General features: G+C 70.0%; 9 protein-coding genes. 6 read left to right on the top strand and 3 right to left on the bottom strand.

What is annotated here, in order from left to right:
* Window positions 1-198 precede the first annotated feature (198 nt).
* Both ABZX22_RS44700 and ABZX22_RS44695 read left to right on the top strand, forming a co-directional pair.
* A complete protein-coding gene (locus ABZX22_RS44700) occupies window positions 199-471 on the top strand; it encodes a hypothetical protein (RefSeq protein ID WP_354923331.1) in 273 nt (90 codons plus the stop codon).
* The gene (locus tag ABZX22_RS44695) at window positions 468-1217 is read left to right on the top strand and encodes a recombinase family protein (protein WP_354923328.1); all 750 of its coding nucleotides are present in this window, start codon (window positions 468-470) and stop codon (window positions 1215-1217) included. Before ABZX22_RS44700 ends, ABZX22_RS44695 begins: the two co-directional genes overlap by 4 nt.
* Before the next feature lie 141 nt (window positions 1218-1358).
* Here ABZX22_RS44695 and ABZX22_RS44690 read toward each other — a convergent pair whose 3' ends face one another.
* Window positions 1359-1502 (bottom strand): hypothetical protein, encoded by a 144-nt coding sequence (locus ABZX22_RS44690; protein ID WP_354923325.1) that lies wholly within the window; start codon window positions 1500-1502, stop codon window positions 1359-1361.
* Window positions 1503-1513: 11 nt separating this feature from the next.
* Between ABZX22_RS44690 and ABZX22_RS44685 the strand changes: the two genes are divergently transcribed.
* Window positions 1514-2221, top strand: coding sequence for a hypothetical protein (locus tag ABZX22_RS44685; protein ID WP_354923322.1), 708 nt, complete (start codon window positions 1514-1516; stop codon window positions 2219-2221).
* 347 nt (window positions 2222-2568) lie between these two features.
* Here ABZX22_RS44685 and ABZX22_RS44680 read toward each other — a convergent pair whose 3' ends face one another.
* Both ABZX22_RS44680 and ABZX22_RS44675 read right to left on the bottom strand, forming a co-directional pair.
* A complete protein-coding gene (locus tag ABZX22_RS44680) occupies window positions 2569-3432 on the bottom strand; it encodes an MBL fold metallo-hydrolase (RefSeq protein WP_354923319.1) in 864 nt (287 codons plus the stop codon).
* A 317-nt stretch (window positions 3433-3749) separates the two neighbouring features.
* Window positions 3750-4349 (bottom strand): TetR/AcrR family transcriptional regulator, encoded by a 600-nt coding sequence (locus tag ABZX22_RS44675; RefSeq protein ID WP_354923316.1) that lies wholly within the window; start codon window positions 4347-4349, stop codon window positions 3750-3752.
* A gap of 52 nt (window positions 4350-4401) precedes the next feature.
* Between ABZX22_RS44675 and ABZX22_RS44670 the strand changes: the two genes are divergently transcribed.
* The 3 genes from ABZX22_RS44670 to ABZX22_RS44660 all read left to right on the top strand — a co-directional run bounded on the left by ABZX22_RS44670 (window position 4402) and on the right by ABZX22_RS44660 (window position 8561).
* The gene (locus ABZX22_RS44670) at window positions 4402-4863 is read left to right on the top strand and encodes a DoxX family protein (protein ID WP_354923313.1); all 462 of its coding nucleotides are present in this window, start codon (window positions 4402-4404) and stop codon (window positions 4861-4863) included.
* A 300-nt stretch (window positions 4864-5163) separates the two neighbouring features.
* Window positions 5164-6834 (top strand): ABC transporter ATP-binding protein, encoded by a 1671-nt coding sequence (locus ABZX22_RS44665; RefSeq protein WP_354923310.1) that lies wholly within the window; start codon window positions 5164-5166, stop codon window positions 6832-6834.
* 5 nt (window positions 6835-6839) lie between these two features.
* Window positions 6840-8561: an ABC transporter ATP-binding protein gene (locus ABZX22_RS44660; protein ID WP_354923307.1), complete on the top strand. Its 1722-nt coding sequence runs from the start codon at window positions 6840-6842 to the stop codon at window positions 8559-8561.
* The last annotated feature ends 218 nt before the right edge of the window (window positions 8562-8779 follow it).

The following is an 8779-nucleotide window of genomic DNA, read 5'->3' as shown; positions in this document are numbered from 1 at the left end:
CGGCAGCGGAGGCACCGCCTCGTCCTTCGCCGCCTTCGGCCACGACAGCGCCGACATGAGAATCGATCGATTCTCAACACCACCACCCGCAAGGCCACGGAACGCCCTCCGCGATCTTCGCGGCCTGTTGTAAAACGTGTTGAGAAGTCGTGGCGTACAACAAGTACGCCAGCACCCTTTTCTGTACGCTTCCCGGTCATGGAGCCCCTCGCCGAGCCGGTGCTGCCCTACTCGCACGCCCGTAACGACTGCCTCTTGTGCCGAGAGATGGACGCCGACTTCGAGATCGTGGAAGAGGCACTGGACCCGCTGTCCTGGATGCCGGGCCGCCCACCGCGTCGGTTCTGCCAAGGCTGCATCGGCCGTTGGATGGTCACCCAGGCTGCCTACGGTCGCGACCACCAGACCTCCCCTGGAGCACCCCTCGCGGTGACCGTCACCACCCTGGCCCTAGGAAGCGGCTCGCGGTGAACACCGCCGGCAAGACCCTCGCGCTTCCCGACGGCCCGCTACTGGAAGGCGCCCTCGGCGAGGATCCGCTGGCGGCCGAACCCGCAGCCCTGTCCGGGGCACTGATCGGCTATGCCCGCGTCTCCACCCGCGGCCAGCTCCTGGACCGCCAGCTCGCCGCCCTCGCCGCTGCCGGCTGCCTGCGCATCTTCGCCGACAAGAAGTCCGGCAAGAACGCCGAGCGCGAGGAACTGGGCAAGACGCTGGACTACCTGCGCCCCGGCGACACCCTCGTGGTTCCCTCGCTCGATCGTCTGGGTCGCTCCCTGCAAGACCTCATCGCCATCGTCGCCGGCCTGCGCAAGCGCGGCATCGGCTTCCGGTCCCTGCACGAGGCGCTGGACACCACCACCCCCGGCGGCCGACTCGTCTTCCACGTCTTCGCCGCGCTCGCCGAGTTCATCCGCGAGCTCATCGTGGAAGGCACCCACGAGGGCCTGGCGGCCGCCCGCGCCCGCGGCCAGCGCCTCGGGCGCCCGCCGGCGATGACACCCGAGCAGATCCAGCACGCCCGCGACCTGCTCACCAGGCCGAACAACACCGTCTCCTCCATCGCCCGGCTCCTCGGCGTCAGCCGCTCCACGATCTACAAATACGTCCCCGAGCTCACGCCTGACGGCGGGCAGCAGATCGAGCTGGGTGACGTCCCCACGTCACGCCCGGAGCTCGCGGTCTCGCCCGGCACGAGACGCGCTTCCACGCCGTAGCAATCGATATCTAGATCACTGGTCCCGGTCGTTGCCGCAGGTCAGCGGCATATCCGTTGGAAATTTCTTCATTGCTACCGGGATCCCTGGTGGACGGGAGCGCGCGCCGCCTCGCCGCCGGAAGGAGTACGGCACCCGGCTTCAGAACGGGCGCGGCCCTGCCAGGTGGGTGTACAGCTCGGGCGGCGTGAGGTCGGCCAGCGCCTCCTGCCACTCCTCGGCAGCCTCCGCCTCGAGAGGGAGGAGGCTTTCCGGGCCCGTGCCGAGCGCCGTGGCGACCAGCATCGCGGTGGGGCGTGATCGACCTGCTGGACGTGCTCAAGGACGTCGCCCACGTCACCGACTACACCACCGCGTGCGCCTCGGTCGCCTCGCGCACCGTCACCGACCCGGCGGTCGTGCACAGACGGCTGTTGTTGTGCCTGTACGGGCTCGGGACGAATGTCGGGATCACGCAGCGTACGGCCGTGGACGACGACGCCATGGGCACCGGCCGGTGTGATCCACCGCCGTTCCCGCCGAACGGCCGGCAAGACGATGGCGCCCTGGTCGGCCGCGGATTCGTTCGTGGGGTCGTTGCCGGTCACGCGCCCGCCTCCAGGATCGTGATGACCTCGTCGGCCACCGCGGCCGGAAGGTCTCCGCGTGGCAGCACGAACTGGCGGCCGCCGGTCTCGTATAGGACGTGGGTGCCGCTCTCCCGTACGGTCGTGAGCCGGATCCCGCGCTGGGCGGCGGCCGCGTTCACGCGCTTCCAGCTGGGCGCTTGCCGCTGTCGCACCTGCGCGGTCACCCGCTGGGATCGCGTGCCACGCCTCCAGCGGCACGATCGCCGGATGGGCTTGCTCGCGCGACCACACCCAGTCGGCGATGGGGTTGATCCGGCTACGGCTGGTCAGGGCCGCGCACCTGTTGAACACCTGGTAGCCGCTGTACTTGGCCCGGTGCTCGGGTTCGTGTCATGGGCCGCACAGGAGAGCGTTGGCGCAGACGTCGATGGGTGACCGTCGCCTCTCGCAACACGTGGTTCCGGTCTGGACGTTCGGGGGTGAGTCCCGGCGCTCGCCGCCGCGATAACGTCGCCGTCGCCCGCTGCCATCTCGGCAGCGGGGCGAAACCATTCGCGTCGACTCCGGCGCCATGCTCATGACGAGCAAGGGCGTCGAGCTCGAAGCCAAGGGGCATGGGCCGGCCCCCGCGCCGAGGTGATGCGGGGGCGGCTGCCGCCTCACGGTCTTCAGTCCCGTCGACGACGAGACCGCCAAGAAATTGGAGCGTCTGCATGCCCTCGTGACGTGATCCGCAGCGAACGGCTCGGACGGCCGTGGTCACGCCGAGATGAACGGCTCCGTCAGGTGCGGTGTCGCCAGGTGTAGCGTGGTGGCGGCTTCGCGGCCGAGCATGCGCTCCCTTGAGCGCCTGGCCGTCTCGGGGTCGATCTCGTGCGAGTAGGCGAGCTCGGGGTGGAGCAGCTGGAGCGCGTGCACCAGGAGGTCGCCGGTGATGAGCGCCAGCTTGCGCCCGTCGGCGACCAGCACGCTCTGGTGCCCGGGCGTGTGACCGTGCGCCCGGCGCGCAGCGGCGTGTCCCCGTCGAGGAGCCGGAGCCGACCGGCCGCCGCGAGCGGGTCGATGAGGGTCTCGCGAAGCTGCGGGTTGAGCGCGTCGAGGGCGTCGAACTCGGTCCGCTGGAGCAGGTATTCGGCGTTCGGGAAGTAGGGGCGGCGGTCGCTGGTCGCGCTGCCGGGCGCAGGGGCGCCGCCCACCGCGCTGTTGGTCGAAAAGTTGCCGGCCACCGCGCCGCCCGCTGATGGGATGGCCGCCTCGGTCACGACCGCCCATCCGACGTGGTCGGTGTGCAAATGCGTGAGCACCACGGTGTCGACCTCGGCCGGGTCGATGCCCGCGGCGGCGAGCGACTCGGGGAGCGCACCGGGCACGGGCGCCCACGAGGCGGCCGGGCCGTCCGCCGGACCGATCCCGGCGTCCACGATGGTGAGGCCCTTGTCGCTGCGGATCGCGTACGCGCGGAACTGGAGCCGCCAGCGGCCCTCGGCGTCGACCGCGCCCGGGTCGTAGCGGTCGGCCTCGGCCCACTGAGCGGCCGTGGCCTCGGGGAAGGCCTCGGCACGCGGGGAGAAGAATGGGCCCTCGCCATCGGCGAGGGCGATGATCTCGGTCGAGCCGATCCGGAGGCGGGGAACGCTGAGGGACATGGCCGCGATCCTGCCATGCCTTGCACACGGGTCGTGACTCGCTCCACCACCGGCTCCTGAACGTGCTGTGCTCGCGGGCCCCGGTCTGTGTGAGCACAACGAGGAGTTGAAGCATGCCGGCTCGCCATCGCGCGCCAGCCGCAGGGCCACGGCGTGTGCAGCGGCGAGCGTGACGCGGACAACCCGAGACGCCGGGCCAGGCGTGATCCGGCCCGGCCCGGCCCGCCAAGGAGAGAGCGATCGACTCCAGCATCGCGGCCAGCGGCGGGTCGCGCCACCACCCGCGGCACCACCACCCCCTGAGGCAATTCCCTTGATCAATGCGTCGTGCCGAAGAAGAGCCGGATCAGCGAGCGGGCCAGGGCCTCTGGATCTCCGTGGGCGGTTTCGGGCAGGGCGCCGCTCAGCCACAGGCCGGCAAAGCCGTGGGCCAGTGACCAGGCGGCGATGGTGGTCAAGCGGTCTTGACCCGGACTCGGCGACAGCCTGCCGGCGCTGGTGACGAGTACATGGGCCGCGCGCTCACGCGCCGTTTTCAGGCTGGAATCATTCATGCGATACAACTCCGGCCGGAACATCACCTCGAAGTAGGGCCGATGGTCGATGGCGAAACGGACATAGGCAACTCCGACTTCCAGCACGTCATCGGCCGCTCGCTCCAGGCTGTCGGCGAACACCTCGAACCCCTCGGCCGCCACGGCCGTCAGCAGTCCCGCCTTGTCGCCGAAGTGGTGGGCGGGGGCGGCGTGCGAGACGCCCGCGCGTCGGGCCAACTCGCGCAGGCTCCATCCGGCCGGGCCGGATTCCGTGATGGCCTCGAGAGCGGCGTCGATGATGGCGCGCCGCAGGTTGCCGTGGTGGTAGGCCGTCTGCTTGATCTGCCTCACCTCCGCGCTTTCCGTGATCGATGGTGCCATGCCCACCTTATCTTGACGTTGACAAGATAGCTAGCGTCCGCCAATCTTTCCGATGACAAGATTGGAGGAGCGGATGGTTCCGTTCATCGCCCTGATCGGCGGCTTCGTCGTCTTGCGGCTGGTCGGCCTGGCTGGCATCGACATGCTGGACGGCTGGCAGCCCGCACTACGGGGAGCTCTCGCCTTGATGTTCGTCGTCACCGGCGTGCCGCACTTCCTGCCCTCGTGGCGCCGCGACTTCGTCGCGATGATCCCCGCAGTGTTCCCGCGGCCGGCGCTGCTGGTCACCATCACCGGAGTGCTGGAGCTGGCAGGCGCTGCCGGGCTGCTGATCCCGCCGCTGGCACCCTGGGCTGCGATCGGGCTCGCGCTGCTCATGGCCGCCATGTTCCCGGCCAACGTCTCGGCCGCCCGCCGAGGCCTCACCCTGGCCGGAAAGCCCGTGACCCCACTGTCCGTCCGCACCGCCCTGCAGGTGCTGTTCATCGCCGCCGCCATAGCCGCGGCCGCGTAGGTCACGGCCCGAGCCCCCGTCTCACCCGTCCGCACACACCACGACAGTCACCGCCGGCATCTGTCGGTCACGGGCACGCTTGCACGCTCGACAGGCCCGCATCCCGCGCACCGGACGGCGTGGACATCCTCGCCCTCCCCGTAACTTCGACAAGAAAGGAGAGCGATGACCGCCACCGGCTTCGCTCAGGCCAGGGAACTGTCCACACCGCCATCAGATGCCCACCCCGAAACGGGACAGAGCATGATGCGGCCGTTACGTCCGTATGGATGGCGTTTCGCGCTCGTTGTCATCCTGCAGATGATCGGCGCTCTCGCGGGTTTGGCGCCGCTGCTGGCGGTCGTCGAGCTGGGGCGTGTCCTGTTGTCGCCCGGCCTGGTCGATCACGGTCACGTCTGGTTCGTCGTGATCGCGGGTGCGGTCGGCCTGCTCGCCCGGCTGCTGTTCACGGCCGCGTCATCCGGCGTCGGGCATCTTCTCGACGGCCGGGTGCAGCTGTCGCTGCGGCGGCAGTTGGCCGCGCGGCTGGGGCGGGTACCGATCGGCTGGTTCTCCCGGCGCCGCACCGGCGAGCTGGCCAAGGTGGTGGGGGAGGACGTGAGTGCCGTGCACCCGTTCATCGCCCACACCCCCGGCGAGCTCGTCGCCGCGTTCGTGGTGCCGCTGGTGTCGCTGATCTACCTGTTCGCCGTCGACTGGCGGCTCACGCTGATCACGCTGATCCCGGTGGTGATGGCGATGCTGCTGGTCCCGCTGCTGATGCTGCCCGCGCGGCAGCGCGAGCAGGAGGAGTACGACGCGGCCATGGGCCGGATCGCGAGTTCCGTCGTCGAGTTCGTGCAAGGCATCGCGGTGGTCAAGGCGTTCGGCGGATGCGAGCGCGCCCACCGCAAGTTCCTCACCGCCGCCGACGATTTCGTCAGCGTCTTCTCCCGGTGGGTGCGCGGCATGTCCCTGGTCGCCGCCGGGATGCAGTTGGCGCTGTCGCCGCCGTTCGTCCTGCTGATCGTGCTGATCGGCGGCGCGGCTCTGATCATGGGCGGTTCCCTGGCTCCCGCTGACCTGCTGCCCTTCCTGCTGCTCGGCCTGGGCCTGACCGCACCGGTGGCGGCCCTGGGACACGGCTTCGACGACATGCAGGCCGCCCGGCGCGCGGTCGGAAGGATCCGGGACGTGCTCGCGGTGCCGTCGCTACCGGAGCCCGCGCACCCGGTCGCGCCACAGGGGCACCGGGTGGAACTGCGCGGCGTCCGCTTCGGTTACCAAGCAGATCACGAGGTGCTGCGCGGGATCGACCTGGTGCTCGAGCCGGGCACGGTCACCGCGCTCGTCGGGCCGTCGGGCAGCGGCAAGTCCACGCTGGTCCAGCTGCTGCCGCGCTTCTTCGACCCGACCCACGGCTCGGTACGGCTGGGCGGTGTCGACCTGCGCGAGCTCGGCAGCCGGGAGCTGTACCGGACGGTCTCCTTCGTCTTCCAGGACGTCCGCCTGCTGCGCGCGTCGGTCGCCGACAACATCGCGCTGGCGCTACCGCATGCCGACCGCAACGACGTGGTTCGCGCCGCCCGGCAGGCCAACATTCATGACCGCATTCTCGAGCTGCCGCGCGGATACGAGACGGTGATCGGCCAAGAGGCCCGGCTCTCGGGTGGCGAGGCGCAGCGAATCTCGATCGCCCGCGCGCTGCTCGCCGAGGCGCCCGTTCTGGTGCTGGATGAGGCGACCGCCTTCGCCGACCCGCAGACGGAGGAGGCGGTGCGCCGGGCCCTGGCGACGCCGTCGGGTGATCGGACCCTTCTGGTCATCGCGCATCGCCTGGAGACGGTCGCCGACGCCGACACCGTCGTGGTGCTGGAGAACGGGGAGATCGTCGAGCATGGCAGGCCTGTCGACCTGCTGGCACGAGGCGGGAAGTTCACCGCGCTCTGGCAGTCCCATCAATCCGCGATCCAAGGAGACCAGCCCCGATGATTCGAATGCTGCTGCGCGTGCTGGGACAGCAGCACGCTCGGGCCATGCGCGGCACCGTGGCCCTCATGACGACGACCGCGATCGCCGAGGGTCTGTCCTACGCCCTGCTGGTCCCGGTACTGCGGGCGCTGCTCGGCAGCACGCCGGCGGATGCCGGGCCGTGGCTGATCGCGTTCGGCACCGCATTCGCGGCCTATGCCGTTCTGCGCTACCTCAGCGATCTATCCGGTATGCGGGTGGGGACCACGATGCTGCGTGGCATGTACCACCGGCTCGGCGAGCATCTGGCCCGACTGCCCATCGGCTGGTACAGCGCCGACCGGGTCGGCGAGGTGTCCGTCATGGCCAGCCGCGGCCTCCTGCAGGCGATGGGCGTGGCGGCGCACCTGCTGGCGCCGTTCATCTCCGCCCTCGTGACCCCTGTGACGATCGTCGCCGTGATGCTCGCCTTCAACTGGCAACTGGGGCTGGCCGCATTGCTGGCCGCACCCGTCGTGGCGGCGATCATGGCATGGACGGCACGCTCGGTGGCCGCCACCGATGCCGAGCGGCACGAACGCGACAAGGAAGCTGCCGGGCGGGTCATCGAATTTCTCCAGGCCCAGCCGGTGCTGCGGGCCGGCGGCCGGACCGGCGAACGGTTCACGTTGCTCGACGACTCGCTGCGGGAGGTTCAGCGTGCCTCGCGCCATACCGTGCTGGCGATGCTGCCCGGCACGGTGGGCCTGACGCTCACGGTGCAGTCCATCTTCACCGCCCTGCTGGCCCTGGGCGCCTACCTCGCACTCGGCGGCAACATCGGCGCCGCAGATGCCTTGACGATCCTGGTGCTCGCCGCCCGTTGCGCCGATCCGCTGCTGTCGCTCTCCGACATCAGCGGCAAACTGCGCAGCGCACGGTCCGAGCTGGACAGACTCGACCAGGTGCTGTGCACCGAGCCGCTGCCCGAGCCTCCAGAACCGACCCAGCCGACGAACCATGACCTGGCGTTCGACTCCGTCACCTTCCGGCATGGCGACCGCATGGTATTCGACGACGTGTCGCTGTCCGTGCCCGAAGGGCAGCGGCTCGCCGTCGTCGGGCCGTCGGGCGCGGGCAAGAGCACCCTGCTGCAGTTGCTCGCGCGGTTCTACGACGTGGACGCGGGCGCGGTGCGCGTGGGCGGTGTGGACGTGCGCGCGATCGACACCGAGGTGTTGATGGCGCAGATCGCGATCGTCTTCCAGGATGTCTATCTCTTCGACGGCACGATCGAGGAGAACGTACGGCTCGGCCGTCCCAACGCCGACGACGCCGAGGTGCGGGCGGCCGCAGCCGCGGCGCGGCTGGACGAGGTGATCGAGCGGCTGCCCGGTGGATGGGCGGCCAACGTCGGCGAGGGCGGCGCGCTGCTGTCCGGCGGCGAGCGCCAGCGCGTCTCGATCGCGCGAGCGCTGTTGAAGAACGCACCCATCGTGCTGCTGGACGAGGTCACCTCCGCACTCGACCCGGTCAATGAGGCGGCCGTCCACGAGGGCATCGAGCGCCTCATGGCGGGCCGGACAGTGGTGATGGTGGCGCATCGGCTGCGCACCGTCCGGCGCGCCGACCGCATCGTCTTCCTGGACGGCGGCCGGATCGCGGAGGATGGAGCCCACGACGAACTGCTGCACCGCGGTGGCCGCTACGCCGACTTCTGGTCTGTCTCCGCGGCGCCGGCGCTGAGTGAACGAACCGGGGCGCCGTAGTACCGTCGCCAGCAGAATCGGCGTTATGGCAGGTATCGGCGTAGGTAAGGCCGAAGGCGTGACAGCTCGTTGATCGCGTGGAGCTGCTTCCCGCTGTGCTGAGAGAGAGTGGCCCGCCAAGTCAGACGGATCTGGGGCGAAGGCGGCGACGGTCAGTCGAAATACCGTGCAAATCTGAATCTGCGGACTTCGAGGGGAACGGAGCGCCGGCTGACCAC

The sequence above is a fragment of the Nonomuraea sp. NPDC003804 genome, assembly GCF_040610675.1.
GTDB lineage: Bacteria > Actinomycetota > Actinomycetes > Streptosporangiales > Streptosporangiaceae > Nonomuraea.
This window is presented reverse-complemented; position numbering and strand designations above follow the sequence as displayed.